The 18,853-nt window shown below is 38.9% G+C and carries 17 protein-coding genes; 9 read left to right on the forward strand and 8 right to left on the reverse strand.

From position 1 onward, the window contains the following. The first annotated feature begins 149 nt into the window (after positions 1 to 149). A complete protein-coding gene (locus HMJ38_RS13460) occupies positions 150 to 515 on the forward strand; it encodes a BlaI/MecI/CopY family transcriptional regulator (RefSeq protein ID WP_194974922.1) in 366 nt (121 codons plus the stop codon). A gap of 3 nt (positions 516 to 518) precedes the next feature. Then, positions 519 to 3,083, forward strand: a complete 2,565-nt coding sequence (locus HMJ38_RS13465; protein ID WP_194974923.1) for a TonB family protein — start codon at positions 519 to 521, stop codon at positions 3,081 to 3,083. Between the two features lie 85 nt (positions 3,084 to 3,168). Here the strand turns inward: HMJ38_RS13465 and HMJ38_RS13470 are convergent, their stop codons facing one another. Then, on the reverse strand, positions 3,169 to 4,233 hold the full coding sequence (locus HMJ38_RS13470) for an agmatinase family protein (protein WP_194974924.1): 1,065 nt from the start codon (positions 4,231 to 4,233) through the stop codon (positions 3,169 to 3,171). A gap of 284 nt (positions 4,234 to 4,517) precedes the next feature. Next, a complete protein-coding gene (locus HMJ38_RS13475) occupies positions 4,518 to 5,003 on the reverse strand; it encodes a SixA phosphatase family protein (protein WP_194974925.1) in 486 nt (161 codons plus the stop codon). 154 nt (positions 5,004 to 5,157) lie between these two features. Between HMJ38_RS13475 and topA the strand changes: the two genes are divergently transcribed. The 3 genes from topA to HMJ38_RS13490 all read left to right on the forward strand — a co-directional run bounded on the left by topA (position 5,158) and on the right by HMJ38_RS13490 (position 9,598). Continuing rightward, a complete protein-coding gene (topA, locus tag HMJ38_RS13480; RefSeq protein WP_194974926.1) occupies positions 5,158 to 7,479 on the forward strand; it encodes a type I DNA topoisomerase in 2,322 nt (773 codons plus the stop codon). 102 nt (positions 7,480 to 7,581) lie between these two features. After that, the gene (locus HMJ38_RS13485; RefSeq protein ID WP_194974927.1) at positions 7,582 to 8,274 is read left to right on the forward strand and encodes an SIR2 family NAD-dependent protein deacylase; all 693 of its coding nucleotides are present in this window, start codon (positions 7,582 to 7,584) and stop codon (positions 8,272 to 8,274) included. After that, on the forward strand, positions 8,267 to 9,598 hold the full coding sequence (locus tag HMJ38_RS13490; RefSeq protein WP_194974928.1) for a flavin-containing monooxygenase: 1,332 nt from the start codon (positions 8,267 to 8,269) through the stop codon (positions 9,596 to 9,598). The genes HMJ38_RS13485 and HMJ38_RS13490 overlap by 8 nt, the downstream gene beginning before the upstream one ends. 1 nt (position 9,599) lies before the next feature. Here the strand turns inward: HMJ38_RS13490 and HMJ38_RS13495 are convergent, their stop codons facing one another. The 3 genes from HMJ38_RS13495 to HMJ38_RS13505 form a co-directional block, all read right to left on the reverse strand. Continuing rightward, positions 9,600 to 10,091, reverse strand: coding sequence for a hypothetical protein (locus tag HMJ38_RS13495; protein WP_194974929.1), 492 nt, complete (start codon positions 10,089 to 10,091; stop codon positions 9,600 to 9,602). A gap of 10 nt (positions 10,092 to 10,101) precedes the next feature. Beyond that, positions 10,102 to 11,202: a 6-bladed beta-propeller gene (locus tag HMJ38_RS13500; RefSeq protein WP_194974930.1), complete on the reverse strand. Its 1,101-nt coding sequence runs from the start codon at positions 11,200 to 11,202 to the stop codon at positions 10,102 to 10,104. Positions 11,203 to 11,514: 312 nt separating this feature from the next. Then, the gene (locus HMJ38_RS13505) at positions 11,515 to 11,697 is read right to left on the reverse strand and encodes a hypothetical protein (protein WP_194974931.1); all 183 of its coding nucleotides are present in this window, start codon (positions 11,695 to 11,697) and stop codon (positions 11,515 to 11,517) included. 220 nt (positions 11,698 to 11,917) lie between these two features. On the opposite strand from HMJ38_RS13505, the gene HMJ38_RS13510 reads away from it, so the two are divergent. Next, positions 11,918 to 12,403: a nuclear transport factor 2 family protein gene (locus HMJ38_RS13510; RefSeq protein WP_194974932.1), complete on the forward strand. Its 486-nt coding sequence runs from the start codon at positions 11,918 to 11,920 to the stop codon at positions 12,401 to 12,403. A gap of 4 nt (positions 12,404 to 12,407) precedes the next feature. Here HMJ38_RS13510 and HMJ38_RS13515 read toward each other — a convergent pair whose 3' ends face one another. Continuing rightward, a complete protein-coding gene (locus tag HMJ38_RS13515) occupies positions 12,408 to 12,686 on the reverse strand; it encodes an ATP-binding protein (RefSeq protein WP_194974933.1) in 279 nt (92 codons plus the stop codon). Positions 12,687 to 12,829: 143 nt separating this feature from the next. Here HMJ38_RS13515 and HMJ38_RS13520 point away from each other — a divergent pair, with 143 nt between their 5' ends. From HMJ38_RS13520 to HMJ38_RS13530, 3 genes are all read left to right on the forward strand, one after another. Continuing rightward, positions 12,830 to 13,822, forward strand: a complete 993-nt coding sequence (locus tag HMJ38_RS13520; RefSeq protein WP_194974934.1) for an SDR family oxidoreductase — start codon at positions 12,830 to 12,832, stop codon at positions 13,820 to 13,822. A gap of 86 nt (positions 13,823 to 13,908) precedes the next feature. After that, complete coding sequence (locus HMJ38_RS13525; protein ID WP_194974935.1) at positions 13,909 to 17,145, forward strand: adenylate/guanylate cyclase domain-containing protein; 3,237 nt, start codon at positions 13,909 to 13,911, stop codon at positions 17,143 to 17,145. Beyond that, complete coding sequence (locus HMJ38_RS13530; RefSeq protein WP_194974936.1) at positions 17,138 to 17,314, forward strand: hypothetical protein; 177 nt, start codon at positions 17,138 to 17,140, stop codon at positions 17,312 to 17,314. Before HMJ38_RS13525 ends, HMJ38_RS13530 begins: the two co-directional genes overlap by 8 nt. Positions 17,315 to 17,488: 174 nt before the next feature. On the opposite strand, the gene HMJ38_RS13535 is transcribed toward HMJ38_RS13530, so the two are convergent. Both HMJ38_RS13535 and HMJ38_RS13540 read right to left on the reverse strand, forming a co-directional pair. Continuing rightward, positions 17,489 to 18,130 (reverse strand): response regulator, encoded by a 642-nt coding sequence (locus tag HMJ38_RS13535; RefSeq protein WP_194974937.1) that lies wholly within the window; start codon positions 18,128 to 18,130, stop codon positions 17,489 to 17,491. Positions 18,131 to 18,569: 439 nt separating this feature from the next. Next, on the reverse strand, positions 18,570 to 18,853 hold a 284-nt coding region (locus tag HMJ38_RS13540), incomplete at its 5' end, for a T9SS type A sorting domain-containing protein (RefSeq protein ID WP_228780048.1).

Below are 18,853 nucleotides of genomic sequence, written 5' to 3' on the forward strand. Positions count from 1 at the left end.
CTACTTAAAGTTTAATTTAAACTAATAAAATTTTTTTTTAACTAAAATTTTTTATTTAATTTTACAGTTACCAATAGAAAGATTTATTCCTTTACTTGTTTTTTAAAAACTAAATGGATAAGTTGTAATCGTATTTAAACTTAAACAATATGAGATCACTAACCCGAGCAGAAGAGCAGATCATGCAGATTCTATGGGATATCGAGAAAGGCTTCGTCAAAGATATCCTGGAAAAAATGACCGAACCAAAACCGGCCTACAACACAGTTTCCACCATTGTCCGTATCCTCGAGAGGAAAGGATTCGTCAACCACAAGGCTTATGGAAAATCACATGAGTATTTTCCTATAGTCACCAAAGACGAATATCGCAGCTTCACCATCAAAAACCTTTTATCAGGTTATTTCAGTGGATCCTTCTCCAAAATGGCTTCATTCTTTGCAAAAGACAAAAATCTAAACATCAAAGAACTGGAAAAAATTATGGATGAAGTAAAAGAAGATGTAAAGAAATAGCCAATGGCTGTTTTGATTGATTATATCTGGCAAAGCACCTTTTGTCTTTTATTTTTCTTCGGAGTCTATTTTGTATTCCTTAGAAATGAAAAAGCTTTTACAGTAACAAGGTGTTTTATTCTAATTACGCCAATTTTGGCAATGCTTTTTCCTTTGTTAAGCATTCCAGTAAGTTTTGATAAGCCAGGTATTTCATTGGAACAAACGGAGTTTTTTCGGGCGTTGACTGAACAGTCAGCGCCCGATGATTTCGTGGCCACTTTTGGACTTCCGGAAGTCACCGTTCAAAGTTCAAAATTACCAATATTGTGGGAAATACAGGATTATCTCATCTTTATCTATCTGACCACCATTTTTTTATTAAGCTTCAGACTTTTCTGGAATTTTGTTCAATTAAGAATGATTTGGGAAAGAGGATGGTATCAGACCAAATTCAACCTTAAGCAAAATTATTTTTTGATACCAACATTTGGTTTAACACCCATATTTTCCTACTTCAACAAACTCTTTTGGGATGATACCCAAGAATTGAAACCGGAGGAGGCAGAACAAATCATCAAACACGAAATTGAACACATCCAGCAAGGACATTCTTGGGATGTGATGTATTATCAAATATTATGTATCCTTTTTTGGTTTAACCCAGCCATTCATTTGATGCGGACTGCATTGATTGATGTGCATGAATATTTAGCAGATGAAAACGTAATCAAGAAGTCACAAAACAGCGAAAACTATCCAAAACTGATCGTCAAAATGGCATTTAAGGGAATTGATCTTCCTATTGGTAATTACTTCATTAGATCTACAACCCTTAAAAGAATTATGATGATGAAAAATCCTAAAAAAATCAATTGGTTGAAAACCATAATGGTTATACCACTTTCATTGATGCTATTGGCATTGGTATCTATGAAAACAGAGAGAGGTAAGCATTTACTTCCTTTAAGCATAACTGAAAATATTGAGGAAATTAAGAAAATGCTCCTCGTATCGCAGGATTCCCTTGAAATAGGAATCAAAGTTAAGAAAATCAAAAACCCGCTTCATTATGAATACATCAGTCCAAGAGAAAATGAAAAATTGACGGCACAGATAGGTGAACTGCAATACGAATTTTCCGGAATCAATTCAGACGAAGAATATATCAAAGTCCGTGGACTTATCAACAACCTGAGAAACACATCCAAAATCAACAAGTCTTATCCTAATGCCAGACTGAAGCATCAAGTCGAAACACCGGCAATGCCCTTACAGGGAATGGATGAATGGAACAAAAGCATTATCCAGCAAATCAACGTTCCAAAAGAAGAATTGGATCTAGGACTCGGAGGAGTGATTGAAATTGAATTTGTGGTTTCAAAAGAAGGGGAAATTCAAAATCCTATTGTCAAAAGGAGTTATGGAGGTGGTTTGGACAAACAGTTGTTAGAAGCTGTTCAAAAAGAATCACAAATCAAATGGAGAGCCGCAAAGTCCGATGAAAAACCTGTTGATATGGTCATGACTGCTTCCTTTGCGTTTTATGGAAGCGCGATGGCTGCTAGGGATTCACATCAATTTTTCGAACCCTCTCCCACTCCGGCTTTAAACAGCAATTTCGTTGTCACAGAAAATACGGTGTTTGATGTGGTCGAGAAGGCTCCCGAATTTGAGGGAGGAATAGAGGCTTGGAATGAATGGATCAAATCCAATATACAATATCCCAAGACTGCCAAACAGATGGGTGTGGAAGGTACGGTTTATGTGGTATTTGTCATAAACAAAGATGGGACAATCGGGCAACCTGAAATTCTCAGAGGAATTGGGGCAGGATGTGACGAGGAAGTGCTAAGGCTTATCGCAGAGTCTCCAAATTGGATCCCAGGGCAACAAAAAGGGCAAAAAGTTAACGTGAGGATGAGGTTACCTGTAAGGTTTAAGCTTCCAAGTGACCAATTTGTCTCAGATTCTAAAATTGATGAAAGTTCTGAAAATTCAGCAGATAATGCTAAGGCATCAGATGCCTTTAACCAACACATGTCAAAGAACCTTAAATTTCCCACTGAAGCACGGAATTATGGGGTCTTCGGTACGGTATTTACAAGAATTCACCTGGATGAAAACGGCAAAATAAATTCATACGCCATTACAAAGGGCGTTGCGCCAGCATTGGATGATGAAGTCCTTAGAGTGCTAGCAAATGCACCCAATTGGATCGTAGACGGAAAAGAAAACACTTATATGGTAAATTTTCCCGTTACATTTAGAATCGCCGGAGCTCAAAATACGATGGGGCAAATATTGGGGATTAAAAATGAAATTGTGGTGACAGGATATGGTGCCCAGGATTCAAGCCCCTTCTCTAAGATTAAAATGTATGAAACCGAAAAAACACAGTTTTCGGATCCTTTGTTTGTTATCGATGGTGTTGCCTACCCGGAATTGGGCAGAAAATTAGATAATGTGATCAAGCCTGAACAAATCAAATCGGTTGAGGTTTTGAAAGGAGAAAAAGCATACAAAATGATTAACCTTTATGGAAGCAGGGTCGAAAATGGAGTTATTTTGATTACAACCAAAAAATAAAACATCCCTTCAAACGAAAGAAAAAAAGCCATTGCAGGATTAATCTTGCAATGGCTTTCTTTTTGGAATTTCATTATCTCAATTTTTATTTCAAATTCAATTTTCCTTGAGAAGCCGCATATAGATTTGCCATTCTATACAAAATCCTTGCGCCAACATTGCCATCCCACTCATCTCCTTCAAGTCCGGGGGCTACTTCTACCAAGTCAAATCCAATGATCTTTTTCCCAGACTTCACTACCTGCTTCATCAAATACAGAATCTGTTCCATCTCAAATCCTCCTGCCACAGGGGTTCCGGTATTTGGACACAGCTTAGGATCAAAACCATCAATATCAATGGTGATGTATACATCTTCGGGCAATTGTTCAACAATGTCATCACAAATGACTTTCCAGGCCTTACCCTCGTATAGGTCTTCTTTAATATCCTTATCGTAAAATGTATGAATCCGATTGTTATCCTTTGATAAAATGGCCTCTGATTGACAATAATCTCTTATTCCCACCTGAACCAGTTTGCTTAATTGAGGCAATTTTAAAGCATTGTAACTGATGGAGGCGTGAGAATATTCAAAGTCCTCATATGCTTTTCTCAGATCAGCATGGGCATCGATTTGTAAAACCCCGAAACTTTCATAGTCTTCTGAAAGTGCTTTGATCATTCCCAGCGGTGTGCTGTGATCACCTCCCAATAATGCTACCATTTTGCCTTGTGATCGATATTTTTTCACTTGTTCATAGACCCATTCATTCATTTCAGAACAGGCCTTATTGATGATATCAGGAACAGCCGCAAATCTCTCAGTAGCGTCCAACGGTGCACCGGACTCTAGCCATGCAATATAATTTCTAGCCAATATTCGATAGCTATTACTTTTATTTATCAATTCATCAGGTATCGGGAGCATATAGATACCCATTTTCCAGGCATCATGAATATCATTTTGATAAAGATCTACTTGATATGAAGCATTTAAAACAGCTTCGGGTCCTTCGACGGTACCCGGGGAATAAGAAACAGTAACCTCCCAAGGAACAGGAATGATGATGAGTTCGGCTGTATTTTCATCAAATGGTAATCCAAAAATCCCAGCGTTCACTGTGACCCCATTCGGATCAAAATTTTCAATTTGTGTATGTTTCAACATTTTAAATGGTTTTAAATTTTGGGTTCAAAGAGAAATAAAGGTATTAAAACTTAAAAATCTCCTTAGATACAAAACTACAAAACTTAACGTGGTGAGCCCAAAAATTCCTCAACTGTATTTTTTGATTAAGTCTGTGTGTATATCTTCCTGTGATTTTGACAAACGAACGAATTGCATGATTTTATATGAGTTCCCTGATACATATATTTTTTAAAAACTTCCAATATCAATTTATATCCAAATACGGAGTATCCGCTATTATTGTGATAACTAAGATATTATCATTATTGCAATATCTCTTTTAATACACCTGTATTGGCACCGAGAGATCTCCAATCATCCACCAAAATTTCCAGGACTGCCATCATACCCGGTTTCATGCTGATATAATTTTGACCGGAAACAAATGACACCAGAGAACTGATTCCAGGATTATGTCCTACCAATAAAATATTATTACTCGGTTGATTGATATTATTTATTATATCCAAAAGTGTCTGTGGTTCTGCATCAAAAATCTCATCGTGAGTGATCTGATTATTTTTAATGGCCAATGTAGTAGTCAGTATCTCGAGGGATTGTTGGGTTCGTTTGGCAGGACTTACCAAAATCAGATCAGTTTTAAAATCAATTGATTTTAGGTATTCTGCGAGTCTTTTCAACTGTTGTCTGCCATCTACCGTCAGTTCTCTTAAAAAGTCCCCTTTAATACCAATACCAGGCCTTGCCTCGCCATGTCTCAAAACATATAAAATTTTAGGTTCAGCCATTTTTAGAAACATTTTCTTAAATGTGAATTTCGTAATTATACTTACAATAAAAAAACATGATTTCAAGTATTATTTGGATAGGAATATATAGAAGTCTATTTTTAGGATTTTATGTGGGTTGCAAAAGCAAACCATTCTTTTAAAAAACTGAAATATGTCAAAAAATTTAGTGATAGTGGAGTCGCCAGCCAAAGCGAAAACAATAGAAGGGTACTTGGGAAAGGATTTTAAGGTAGCCTCCAGTTATGGACATGTTCGGGATCTTCCCAAAGGTGATAATGCTATAGATGTAAAGAACCGATTCAAACCGACTTATGAAGTTACTCCCGATAAAAAGGAGGTCATCAAACAGCTAAAAAGCTTGGTGAAAGATTCAGAAATGGTGTATCTGGCAAGTGATGATGACCGTGAAGGAGAGGCTATTTCTTGGCATTTAAAAGAGGTATTAAATCTAAAAGATGACCAGACAAAAAGGATTGTTTTCAGGGAGATTACCAAAAATGCTATTCTAAAAGCAATTGATAACCCGAGACAGATTGATATTGATTTGGTCAATGCACAGCAGGCCAGAAGGATTTTGGACAGATTGGTTGGTTTTGAGCTGTCACCTATCCTGTGGAAAAAAATAAAAGCAGGTTTATCAGCAGGAAGAGTACAATCAGTCGCTGTAAGGTTGATAGTGGAAAGGGAGCGGGAAATTGAAAAATTCAATACCAAATCTTCTTTCAGAATTACAGCACTGTTTGATGTAAAAGGTAAAACCCTAGCAGCTGAATTGCCAAAGAAGTTTGACAGTCAGCAAGAGGCGGAAGATTTCCTGAAAAAATGTATCGGAGCGGATTTTACGATTGAAAATCTCGAAAAGAAGCCCGGGAAAAAATCACCCGCAGCACCTTTTACCACTTCTACCTTACAGCAGGAAGCCAGTAGAAAATTGGGCTTTTCAGTAGCCCAAACCATGTCTGTGGCCCAAAAGCTTTACGAAGCAGGAAAGATCACCTATATGAGAACTGACAGTGTCAACCTTTCTGAGGATGCAATGTCCGCGGCGAAAAACGAGATCCATTCTGCATACGGCACTGAATTTCATCAATCCAGAAAATATACCACCAAATCAGAAGGTGCACAGGAAGCCCACGAAGCCATCAGGCCCACAGATTTTTCCAAGCATGACACTTCCGGTGAAAGAAACGAACAAAGACTCTATGAACTGATCTGGAAAAGAGCGATAGCTTCCCAAATGTCCGATGCACAATTGGAAAAAACAGTCGCTACCATTAAAATATCAACTACTTCCGAAAAGCTTATCGCTTCAGGAGAAGTTATCAAATTTGAAGGGTTTTTGAAAGTATATCTCGAAGACACAGATGATGAACCGGATGATGAGGAAAATGCCAATAAAGGTTTATTGCCACCATTGAGTATTGGCGAATTGCTGAACTTATTGGAACTGAAAGGAAAGGAAACTTTCACCAGAGCTGCACCAAGATACACTGAAGCTTCTCTTGTAAAAAAACTGGAAGAAATGGGTATTGGACGTCCATCCACTTACGCACCTACTATCTCTACCATTCAAAAAAGAGAATATGTCATCAAAGAATCACGTGATGGAACGGAGCGAGAGTTTGTGGAAATGAAAGTTGCCCAAGGACAATTTACCAAACAGACCAAAAAAGAAATTGCCGGGGCAGATAAAAACAAACTCTTCCCAACCAATATAGCCATGGTAGTCAATGACTTTTTGGTGGAACATTTCCCCAATGTGATTGACTTCTCATTTACTGCCAAAGTGGAAAAAGAGTTTGATGATATCGCCCATGGAGGACAGAATTGGGAGGATATGATTGAGAATTTCTACAGTAAATTTCACATAAGGGTAGAACTGACTGCAAATGTTGCAAGGGCTGATATCAACAGTTCAAGAGAATTGGGAACCGATCCTAAAACAGGAAAGAAAGTCATCGCCAGATTAGGCAAATTTGGGCCTTTGGTACAGATAGGTGAACAGGATGATGAAGAAAAGCAGTTCGCCAGCATGAAGAAAGGGCAGTTTATCGAAAACATCACTTTGGATGATGCCATGGAACTGTTTAAACTTCCCAGGGATGTGGGTAATTTTGAGGAAAAAAAGATTGTTGCAGCCATCGGTAGATTTGGACCTTACTTGAGACATGATAATAAATTCGTTTCCTTGGGCAAAGAACAGGACCCTTTGAGTATCACAGAAGAAGAAGCCATCCAACTGATCAAAGACAAAAGGGAAGCGGATGAAAAGAAACATATCAAATCCTTTACTGAAAATCCTGAAATCGAAATCCTAAACGGAAGATGGGGTCCTTATATCAAAATGGGAAAAAACAATTTCAAGATTCCTAAAGGAAAAGAAGCTGAAAGTCTTTCTTACGCTGAGACGGTAGAAATTATTGAAAATCAACCGGTAAAGAAAGGTGGAAAGTTCACGAAGAAGAAAGCTTAAATCACAAAGCGGGTCTGAAAAGTCCCGCTTTTTTTATGTCCTAATTAATTGGAGAAATGTGATTTGACAATTACTAGTTTATGAATTACATTGAATTGGAATATGAAAAAACTAGTCGTATTAACAGGTGCAGGAATATCTGCCGAAAGTGGCATAAGTACTTTTAGAGATAGTGGGGGATTATGGGAAGGTCATGATGTGATGGAAGTGGCTTCTCCGGAAGGATGGAGAAAAAACAGGGAGCTTGTGCTTGATTTTTACAACCAAAGAAGGAAACAGGCACTGACTGTAGAACCCAATGAAGCCCACAAGGAACTGGCAAGGTTGGAAAAACACTTTGATGTCACCATCGTCACCCAAAACGTGGACCATCTCCATGAAAAAGCCGGATCCTCCAAAATCATCCATCTGCATGGAGAACTGTTCAAATCCCAAAGTACTGTCGACCCCTCTTTGGTTTATGATATGGATGGCTGGGAAATCAAGCTTGGTGACAAATGTGAAAAAGGAAGTCAATTGAGACCATTTATTGTTTGGTTTGGGGAAATGGTTCCTATGATGGAACCTGCCATTGATGCCGCTATTGAAGCGGATATTTTTGCGGTGATCGGCACTTCCATGTTGGTGTACCCTGCAGCCGGCCTAATCCAATATGCACCTAAGAAAAGTTTGAAATATATTATTGATGTTAAAGTTCCTGAAACCGGATTTTTTGATAATTTGAAGCCGATTGAAGCAAAGGCATCTATAGGTACAGCCATAATGTCCAAAGAACTGATAGAAAAATATGCATAAAAGAGTAGCAGTCATCGGCACAGGTCCTTCTGGTATCACCGCATTGAAAAATTTATTGGATCAGGGAATTGAGGCAGTCGCCTTCGACCGAAATGCCGAGGTGGGTGGCAATTGGATCTATTCGGAAAAAGAATCCCATTCCAGTGTTTTTGAAACCACCCATATCATCAGTTCCAAAACACTTTCCCAATACGAGGATTTCACATTTGATGATTTTGATCCCGAGGCGGCAGATTATCCCTCTCATGATGAACTGAGGAGGTATTTTCAGGCCTATGCCGGACACTTTGGATTGTATGAGCATATTCGGTTCGAAACCATGGTTATCCATTGCAGATGGCTTAATCAGGACTCCTGGGAAATCACCACTGAGAGGGCTGGGATTCGACAAACAGAAACTTTTACCGACTTGGTAGTCTGCAACGGTCATCATTGGAATCCAAGATGGCCCAAATATCCCGGGGAATTTACAGGAGAATATCTCCATTCCCATTCCTTCAAAAAAGCAGCCCCTTTCCAAGACAAAAAGGTTTTGGTCATAGGCGGGGGAAATTCCGCCTGTGATGTCGCTGTAGAAACAAGCCGGGTCAGTGAAATGACAGCCATTTCCTGGAGACGTGGCTACCGGATCATTCCAAAATTTTTCTTTGGCAAACCTTCGGATAAAATCGGAGAAACGAGTTCCTGGATTCCATTAAAAGTGCGGAGCTTCTTTTTTGACATCCTATTGAATATCATGGTTGGCAAAAACGAACTCTATGGGCTACGGAAAGTAGAAGCCAAATTCGGAGAAATCCACCCGACCATCAATGATGAGTTACTTTACAAAATCCGTCATGGCAAAGTAAAACCAAGATTGGATATCAAAAGATTTGATGGCAAAAAAGTCGTATTTGAAAATGGCCTGGAGGAAGAATATGATGCCATTATTGCCTGTACAGGCTACTACCTCTCCCACCCTTTCTTTGACAAAAGCTTTATTGACTATAGTTCAGGCCCCGTTCCACTCTACCTGAAGATGTTCCATCCCGAATACAGGAATCTCTATTTTGTGGGTATGTTCCAACCTTTGGGCTGTATCTGGCCCGGTGCGGAATTGCAGGCTAAAATTATGGCACGGGAATTGGCCGGAAAATGGAAAAGACCCGATAATATCAAAGCCCTCTGTGAGAAAGAAGTCACCCACCCCCACTACAAACAAATCAATACCCCAAGGCATACCATAACCGTTGATTTTCATATTTTTAAGAAGCAGCTGTTAAAGTATCTTCCCAAGGATTATGTGTCTAAAGATAGGGTAGTCAAGGAAGTTGTTGAAAAGTAAACTATTTGTTGGTGAATTCCTCCACCTGTTCTTTCAATAAGTGCCGCATTCCAATCTGTGCAGGCTCCGAAATTTCATTTCCTTCTACAAAAAGTGACACCACTGTGTTTTCAGGATCCATTTTCATCCTTTCAAGAATATTGTTCCCTTTAAAAAATTCACCTTTTGGGTCATGGATAAAAGGGTATTTGAAATCATGCTTTTGCAGATGTGTGATAATTTCATCCTTGTCTTCCACAGAAATATAAATCAAAACCGGCAAGTCATAGGGCTCTATGATATCCATAAAAGGAAGAGAAAACATAAATAGGGATTTGGAAGCAACTATCAGTTTTTTGTCCGCATCAAACCACGATGGGTCAAACTGTACTGTGTCGACAACATTGTAAGTGGTCAAATCAGGATAAAATTCAATTGTTTGTTGATTATTTATACATGAGGCTGTCAGTAAAAGTGTGACTGAAATCAATAAAGAGGTGAATGCGCTTTTCATTGAATGAGATTTAAAATTCCACAAATAATAACACAGGATTGTCATCCTTATTCAGTTTAATTTCAGACTTAGGTAGACTATTGCGGTCCAAATTCAATACATCTGCTGCCTGGGCCACAAATAACAAATGACCATCCATCAATCCCACTAACTGGGAAAAGGCAGGGTGATCATTCTGTCCTGTTATTCTTTTTGTGATTTTGGAGGTACGCTTATCCAAAATTATCTGATGATTTTTGATCTGTTGATCTGCCTGAATATTTACCCCGATAAATGCTTTTTCTTCATTTTCAAAGAAATGTGAAGGAAAACCGAATCCATTTTGATTGATGAGTTCAAAACCCTGCATCCAATCCAATTCCCAATACTGTTCCGGAATGGCATATTTCCCTAAGTCAAGTTCAGACTTTTGAACTAACTCACTTTCTCTGATTTCAAATAACTCAGGATTATAAAATTCATGGAAAAATATTCCTTGCTCCGTTAGATTGAAATTTCGCTCTCCTACAGGTAGCACATCATTTTTATAATCATTGGGTAGGTACTCTTCCAATTTATTCCCCGAGAGATCAAAAATAGCCAATCGTTGCATCACAATAGGTTTGTTATAGCCCCCATACAAGGCATAGTATCCGTTGGGAAGTTTTGCAAAAGTATCAGCCGCATAGACAAACTCCTTTTTTTCCAGCAATCTCAACTCATGGTCATACACCCAAATTTCTGACTTTTCACCCTTACCAATCAATACTTCTAGGCCTTGATCTGTGGCTGTAAAATCATGGATATTCGGAAGCATATCGGGACCTTCTCCTACTCCCAGAATTTTTCCTATATATTTTCCATTCCGGTCAAAATGGTAGATAGCATCCTCTTTTTCCTTATCCATGATAAAAAACCCTTTTTCATTGGAGCGGATAAGCAGGTACTCTTTGAGAAGGTTATCCTCTCTAGTTTCCAAAGGAATGACTTTTTCTATATTGTAAGGTGCTTCTGCCAAAGGGACTTTTTCTAGAATGATCTTTCCTTCCACTGATTTTTCTAAGGATTCATTGCCACAAGAGAGCATCAAAAGGAATAGCAAAAATGAGGGTAAATTTCTATATAGGTTCATCCTTTATTGTATTGAATAAACAAGCTCAATAAAACTAATAAATTAAACCATAATCTTCAAGAAAAGGGAATGACAAAGTTTTAATTTCTATTTGTTCAAATTCCCTAAGTAATTGATTATCCATGTGATCTAATTGTCTATGTGGTGATAAACACATTTTTTTGTAACACCCTAGTCATTAAAGTAGTGATCCTCTAAACGCTATCCCATAACAGACTTTAATAAAAAAAATGGCTCCGGAAAAAGTCAATGCTCCCGGAACCATGGATTTTTGATTTGAATTTTAAAAAGTCGCTTACCTTATTTTGATCGTTATTTTTTAATATCCGGATTGATGAAAGCTTGATCAGCGATAGGCTTCATGAAGGCTTTCGGAACTGATACCTCAAGTCCATGTTTGGACAGCATTACAGCCGCAGCAAGCAATTCTCCGTTTTTGCCTTGTATGGTTACAATGTTGTTTTTTGGATTGGCATTCATTGGAATATTCATCATACCTTTAATTGAACGATTGGAAATTTGCAGAACCTTGTTCCTGACCTCTATTTCTGTAAAACTCAAAAAAAATAGTCTCTGGAAAAATACACCAAAAGGGGTATTGTCAACTAAAAGTACCTTGAAGAAATACTACTTAAGCAGTATTTTATTTTAGAATGGATTGAAATAGCTTTCTGAAAAAAACAAAAGCTATAAAAAACTAATTTTTATTCCGACAATGCTGCTGATATTGTTTTCTATGACAATTCAGGCACAAGGTAATTTTGTTCTCAATCCCAACGGGGAAAAAGACCAAGCTGTAGTCAGGGCCTATATCCAAGCCATGACATCCAGAAATGCAGCTCAGCTGGGACAGACACATGCCCCAGATTATCTTGGCTATGGTCCCAGGTGGGATTCTCCCCAATCCCGGGAGAAAATGTTACAAAACGTCCAAGATATCTGGGATAACTACGACAATATCCGATATGATCGGATCAGAATGATCAGCGTAAATTTATCTAAGGATGAAATCCCAGAATACAATGGAAACTGGGTATTTGTTTGGGGAGTCTTTTTGGGAAAAGAGAAAAGTACAGGCAAGGAAGTATCCTTAGATGTGCATGAAACATTGAAAATTGAAAATGGGAAGATCATAGGAAAAGTCACCTATTACAATGAATTGGACGGAATGATCCAAGCGGGTCAGTACAATCCCAATTAAATTATCAAATGATCCCCTCCTTTTCAGCTTCCAAAGGTAAAGGTACCCAGATACTTATCCGGGTACCCAATCCGCTGCTTTGGATTTCCAATCTGCCATTGAGGTAATTCACCCGGCTTTTTAAATTCCCCAAACCCATTCCGTTCACTTTCCCATCCAAAACATCCTTGGGGATTCCATTCCCATTGTCCCCTACAATCAATTTAAGTTCTTTATTGTTTTCGGCTAAAAGCAATTGGATTTTTGCCTCAGTGGCTTGGGTCAACTGAATAAGTGAAAACAACTCAAAAACAAGGTTTTAAAATATTCTGAAATTTGAATATAGGAATAAATCCAACTAACATACCGAGGACGAAATACCCCTTTGGGGGTATTTTTACAATATTGACTTTAGAGTATATTTAAAAATTCTTAAAAACTATTTCGATGAATATTTTAATTATTGGTGCAACCGGTCAATTGGGATTTACGATTGTCCGAAAACTTTCTGAACACAAAACCAGTCATTCCATTTTTGCTGGTCACAGAAGAACATCTAATATAAAACCATTAGAGAAGCTTCCAAATGTAAATTTTCGTCTTGTGGATCTTCTTGATTCCAAAACATTTGGAACTGGATTGGAGGAAATTGATATCATTGTCACTACCGCAACCACAGCTACACCAAGTCAGAAAGGTGATAATTTAAATAAAACAGATGAATCAGGAACCATGGCATTAATTGATGCCGCTAAAGCATCCGGGATAAAGCAATTCATTTATGTTTCTGCCCTGCCCTTTTCCAAATGGGAAAATACAGTCCCATTAAGTCGGGCAAAAAGGCGGGTGGAAAATCACCTCAAACGATCAGGCTTGCCATATACCATTATACAGCCGACTGCTTTTATGGAGGTATATTTTCCTTTCTTTGGCACCACCGTCCCGCTTCGGGGTGCTGAGGTCAATACGGTTTCCAGACCCTTCAAATTTTCAAATGATTTTTTTGCAGGAATCAAAAATGATATTGAACAGAAGGAAACTTTCAACGTCATTGGAAAGGGAGACAGAAAAAACGCATTCGTCAGCATAGAGAATGTAGCAGACTTTTGTATTGCTTCCATGGATAATCCCAAAGCAATCAATCGGGTAATTGAAATAGGTGGTCCAGAAGGACTTTCGCCTTTAGATATCAAGAAAATATTCGAGCAACTCTATGGTAAACCCCTGAAAGTAAAGTCCACTCCGCCTTTTGTGATCCGACTGATGTCCAAAATACTTCCCCTATTCAATCCTGCTGCCGGTAATATCATGGCATTGAACTATGCTGTTGCAAACAATGATGCTATTCCCAAAGACATGCAGAAGACTGCGAAGGAGTTTAACATTAAACTGATTCATCCTGAAGAATTTTTGAGGCAAAAATTCGAGCTAGAAGCATAAGAAAAGCAATCTGTCCGGAATTCTCCATTCCACTTTTTACAAGGTCCTTTTTAAGATTAAATACAATTGCTAAAGAAATAAATCAGATGAACGAAATTCAGCAATTGGAACAAGCAATCAAATCCCTAGAGGCCCAAAGGGGTATATTGGGAAATGCTGTCATAGATGTGGCCTTGGAACCGCTGAAGCAAAAGCTTGAAACTTTAAAAAACTCCTCCCGCGACCAAACAAAACCAGACGAACGAAAACTAGTGACAGTTATGTTCGCTGACCTTTCCGGGTTTACAGCCCTTTCTGAAAAACTGGATCCAGAACAGGTCAGAGAAATCATGAATGGCTGTTTTAATGCTTTGGTTCCGATTATCGAAAGGTATGGCGGCACAATTGACAAATTTATCGGAGATGAAATCATGGCTCTTTTCGGTGCACCCATCGCAAAAGAAAATGATGCTGAAATGGCCTTGAGGGCTTCCCTGGAAATGATGGAAGCTTTGAAGCAATTCAACCAAGACCATGGTTTAAGCCTTGGGATGCATTTTGGCATCAATACAGGCGTGGTCGTTGCGGGAGGATTAGGTTCAGAAAATCGGCAACAATATTCGGTCATGGGAGATGCCGTAAATCTTGCTGCAAGACTTGAGGGTGCTTCTGAATCCGGACAGATTTTTATTGGACCAACCACTTATAAACTCACGGAACCCTACTTCGAATTTGAGACACTGAAGCCAATGTCTCTCAAAGGAAAATCCCAACCTGTCCAAATCTATTTGCTCAAGGGAATTAAAAAAAATATAACCAGGGAAAGAGGTATTGATGGACTTTTTTCTCCCATTATTGGACGGGAAAAGGATTTTAATAGAATTGAAGTTGGTTTGAAAAAGTTGGGAAATGGAAAAGGTGGTGTCTTTTTCCTGTTGGGGGAAGCAGGAATGGGAAAAAGCAGGCTTGTTGCAGAGTTACGTTCCAAGTTCTCCGGTAGTATCCAATGGTTTGAGGGGCGTGCTTTTGCCCACACGCAATTGGACAGTTATAAACTTATCAATTCTCTCTTGGATGATATTTTCAAAATAGAGAAGGACACTCCGCCTAAAGCTGTTTCAAATATTTTGGATAATTACCTGAAAAATACTTTTAAAAGGGATTCAACTCAACTAATGGCTTATCTATCCAGGCTTCGAGGGCTTCCTAACATACCGGAATTTGAAGAAATTTTCAAGGATGTCCTACCCTCTGCCATCCAAGCCAGAATGCAGCAAGCTTTTGGGCAATTAATTTCCCATCTTGCCCAAGAGCGTCCATTGGTTTTGGTATGGGAAGATCTCCATTGGTCAGACACCTCCTCCATCCAACTCCTTCAGCACATACTTCCCATATCAAAAAAACTCCCCATTTTCTTTTTGATCGTGAGTAGGCTCCAAGAAAATGTCACAGAATTGTTTGAAACCCTCATTCAACAGGATCTAAGTCCTGAAAAATTAGAACTCAGTCCATTGACATCGGAGCAAAGTGCCGAGTTATTGGAAAACCTTTTGAAAATAGACAACCTACCATCACAAACCTTGGAAATGATTCTTTCGAAATCAGAAGGCAACCCCTTCTTTTTGGAGGAATTGCTTCGTTCATTAATTGAAACCGGAATGGTGATATTGGAATCCGGCAAAATTACCGTAAGTGATAAAATTCAAGATTTTCAGGTACCGGATACCCTTCAGGGAGTAATTGCAGCGAGAATTGACCGCCTTCCTGCCGAAAGCAAGCATACACTTCAAAATGCTTCTGTAATTGGTAGGATATTTCAGGACTCGGTATTGAAACTGGTTATAGACCAAGATGCTGCAAAACTCGATGTCGACCAATCTCTAAATGAATTGCAAAAGAAGACACTCATCCGAAACAAAGAAAGTGCTGAATATATATTTAAGCATGCTATTACTCATGACGTCACCTATCAGAGTTTATTGATTTCCAGAAGAAAGGCTCTTCATTTGCTGACCGCTAGATCAATAGAAGACATTTTCTCAGCGCAACGCGATGAATTGTCACCAAGTTTGGCTATCCATTTTTCCTTGGGAGGGGAACCTTCGAAATCCTCCTATTATTTCCAAAAAGCAGCGGAAAGAGCCGAACATAATTATTCCAACAGGGAGGCATTGAATTTTTACCTCAAAGCTGTTGAGGAAATCAAAAAAACAGATGATAGAGACCAAATAAAGGAATTGGACTCCTGTTTTGAAAAAATTGGAGGAATTTACAGCTTATTGGGAGAAACTTCTGAGGCACTTCAGGCATTGGACCATGCACTTGCTAATCTCGAACCAAAAGACATCATCAAAAAAGCCCAGATTATCAGGAAAAAGGGACTTGCATTCAATGCCGCACGTAATTTCCCGAAGATGATAGAAAATTACCATGAAGCGGAACAAATGTTAGGAGAATTCACCGAAGCAAATGGCCAAGCGTGGATAGAAGAATGGATTAACCTACAATTGGATTTGGCTTGGGCTTATTATTTTGGAAATAAAGTGCCGGAATTGGATGCAACCATTAAGCAGGTAAATCCCATTATTGAAAAATTTGGCAATCTTATCCAAAGGAACCGTTTGTACGGAACACTTTTTCTCTCAGATCTTAGGCGGTTTAGATATTTCCAACTTCCTGATTTTATGGTTGAAAGGCTGGATCTGCAATTGGATACAGCAAAGCAAATAGGTAACAAAGCATTAATTGGAAGAGCACTGGCTAAATCCGGATTTGCCCGAATGTGGAGAAATGAACATGATTTGGCAGAAGAAATTTTTCTCGAAAGTTTCAAAGACATCGAGCATGTCGGAGATATGGATTCTCTCCTTATCAGCAAAACCTATATCGCTCTCGCCATGCGAAAGAAGGAAGATTTATCAAAAACCATTGCTTATGCGGAAGCATCTTTGGATTTGGCAAAATCAGTCAATAGTCATTACTATATCGGTGCTTCTTATAGCAACTTAGGCTGGGCATCTTGGAAGTTGGGAAACCGGGAGAAAGCTGACCTATTCCTGAGATCTGCCATTGAAGCGTACAAGCAATTTCCCGGATCCAATCCCATAGAGTTCCTTTACAAGGGACCCTTGATGGGAATTGCTGTAGAAGAGGAGAATTGGAAAAAAGCCGTGGAATACTCCATGAGTTTCTTGGATCCCATTCAGCAAAGAATGCCTGATGGAGCCTATGAGCTCATTGAAAATGGGATGCAAAGCTGGAAAAAAAAGGACCTTCCTGCTACCAAAGACGCTTTTATTGAACTTCTTTTTCTTTTGAGAAAAGAACAAACCGGCTATGTCTAAAGTAACTAGTGAAAACAGGATTCAGGAGCGTCATGTTAAACCCGGATGCTATCACCGAGAAGCATCCCCTGAGGTATTGGAGATTTCCTGTAATTCTGAAGGACAGTCATTTGCTCGTACTTCGCAACCCATGACAGAATTGGAAATTGGTGGTTTAATAACAAAATAGCCTTTGAATTAATTAAGACTTTGGCTTGTCACTCCGATCCCGACAACAGTACAGGAGAGGAGTCTATAAATCCCAAGGCTGAACAGATTTCTCCTGCTGTCGAAAATGACAAGGAGAGGCTTTTGACTCTAACTATCCATAAAGGCATTCAAACGTGATTGAATCTTTGCCTTATTACCCCTTCATCTCCTTCAACAAATTCATCAGCCCCACTACATTATTGATTTTGAGTTTTCTGAAAATGTTTTTACGGTGGGTTTTTACCGTTAAGGGACTTAAGTTTAGTCTTTCGGCTATGGTGTTGGTTTCCTGTTGATGCAGGATCATTTGGATGATTTCCATTTCCCTGGAGGACAATTGATAAGTCTCTCTGAGTTTTTCGTAAGTACCGTCAATAGAGTGAACCCTGTTTTCTATACCTGTACTTACAGGCTGAAAGTATTCCCTTCCTTCTGATACTTCTTGCAGGGCTTCTTTGAAAATGGCAAGACTGGCATCTTTTCCCACAAATCCTTTTGCACCCAGGTTCCTGCACAATTCCATGGTGGCGGTGGTATGTTGGCCGGTGACCACCAATACATTTTTAGATGGGAAATTCCGCTGTATATAGGGCAAAGCCTGCATACCATCCATCAAAGGCATACTTAAATCCAGGGCCAGCAAATCAACATCGTCATGGTTTTCCAAAAATTCTATCAGTTCTTTTCCATTGGATACCTTGCCGATCATTTCAAAACCGGGCATGGTTTCCAATATAAGTTTCAAACCGCCTGCAAAGAGGTCATGGTCATCTGCGATCAGTATCGTTTTCTTCATAAGCCATTTGATTGGATTCCAAGGGTATTTCTACTCCTGATAGTAAAAAGTTCATCAATCGAAAAATAAGGTAGAAAATCATAATGACGTTTAAATTTGTTAATCGATTAATTTCTATGACAAAATATAGTTTGAAACCTCTGAATATCAAAAAAATGGGTTTCATTTTTGGGGATTAAATAATGAACAGGAAAAAAAACCTTGAGAAGTAGTGATTAAGGTTAAAGTGCTGAATTTGAATCCCTACAAATCTAAATTTGGAATAATACCTACCTGTCGGCTGACAAAAACATCGAATAGTGAAATTGCCCTCCTGACCTTAGACTGAAGTTTCAATTGTACAATAAACTTCGACCAATTTTTCAATTTTTCAATTAAAAAAAACAACCCCCTCCAGATCTCTCCGGAAGGGGTTGTCCAATTAAAAAGCCATAAATTGTTATTCTTCTTTTACCAGTCTGCCCGTCATCACCTCGTTACCGGAATTTACGATTACCTGGTACATGCCCGCACTCAGGCCTCTCAGATCCAGGTTGCGGACAAAGCTGCCCTCCTGCTTTTCTTTTTCTTCATACACCAGCCTGCCCGTTGCATCAAAGATTCTGATTTCCACTTTGCCGGGGCCTGACAGTTGCACCAGGATATTGGATTCCTCCCTGCCCGGGTTAGGATAGATCAGAATTTCTCCGGGAGGAAGTTCTCTGTACATGGTAATCTCTCTGC

Origin of the sequence: Aquiflexum lacus, from assembly GCF_015476655.1 — a bacterium.
In the GTDB taxonomy this organism is placed as follows: domain Bacteria; phylum Bacteroidota; class Bacteroidia; order Cytophagales; family Cyclobacteriaceae; genus Aquiflexum; species Aquiflexum lacus.

What these genes read in the sequence shown, in the direction of transcription:
- HMJ38_RS13460 (WP_194974922.1), top strand. Translation starts at nt 150, where the DNA reads ATGAGATCACTAACCCGAGCAGAAGAGCAGATCATGCAGATTCTATGG.
- HMJ38_RS13465 (WP_194974923.1), top strand. Translation starts at nt 519, where the DNA reads ATGGCTGTTTTGATTGATTATATCTGGCAAAGCACCTTTTGTCTTTTA.
- HMJ38_RS13470 (WP_194974924.1), bottom strand. Translation starts at nt 4,233, where the DNA reads ATGTTGAAACATACACAAATTGAAAATTTTGATCCGAATGGGGTCACA.
- HMJ38_RS13475 (WP_194974925.1), bottom strand. Translation starts at nt 5,003, where the DNA reads ATGGCTGAACCTAAAATTTTATATGTTTTGAGACATGGCGAGGCAAGG.
- topA (WP_194974926.1), top strand. Translation starts at nt 5,158, where the DNA reads ATGTCAAAAAATTTAGTGATAGTGGAGTCGCCAGCCAAAGCGAAAACA.
- HMJ38_RS13485 (WP_194974927.1), top strand. Translation starts at nt 7,582, where the DNA reads ATGAAAAAACTAGTCGTATTAACAGGTGCAGGAATATCTGCCGAAAGT.
- HMJ38_RS13490 (WP_194974928.1), top strand. Translation starts at nt 8,267, where the DNA reads ATGCATAAAAGAGTAGCAGTCATCGGCACAGGTCCTTCTGGTATCACC.
- HMJ38_RS13495 (WP_194974929.1), bottom strand. Translation starts at nt 10,091, where the DNA reads ATGAAAAGCGCATTCACCTCTTTATTGATTTCAGTCACACTTTTACTG.
- HMJ38_RS13500 (WP_194974930.1), bottom strand. Translation starts at nt 11,202, where the DNA reads ATGAACCTATATAGAAATTTACCCTCATTTTTGCTATTCCTTTTGATG.
- HMJ38_RS13505 (WP_194974931.1), bottom strand. Translation starts at nt 11,697, where the DNA reads ATGATGAATATTCCAATGAATGCCAATCCAAAAAACAACATTGTAACC.
- HMJ38_RS13510 (WP_194974932.1), top strand. Translation starts at nt 11,918, where the DNA reads ATGCTGCTGATATTGTTTTCTATGACAATTCAGGCACAAGGTAATTTT.
- HMJ38_RS13520 (WP_194974934.1), top strand. Translation starts at nt 12,830, where the DNA reads ATGAATATTTTAATTATTGGTGCAACCGGTCAATTGGGATTTACGATT.
- HMJ38_RS13525 (WP_194974935.1), top strand. Translation starts at nt 13,909, where the DNA reads ATGAACGAAATTCAGCAATTGGAACAAGCAATCAAATCCCTAGAGGCC.
- HMJ38_RS13530 (WP_194974936.1), top strand. Translation starts at nt 17,138, where the DNA reads ATGTCTAAAGTAACTAGTGAAAACAGGATTCAGGAGCGTCATGTTAAA.
- HMJ38_RS13535 (WP_194974937.1), bottom strand. Translation starts at nt 18,130, where the DNA reads ATGAAGAAAACGATACTGATCGCAGATGACCATGACCTCTTTGCAGGC.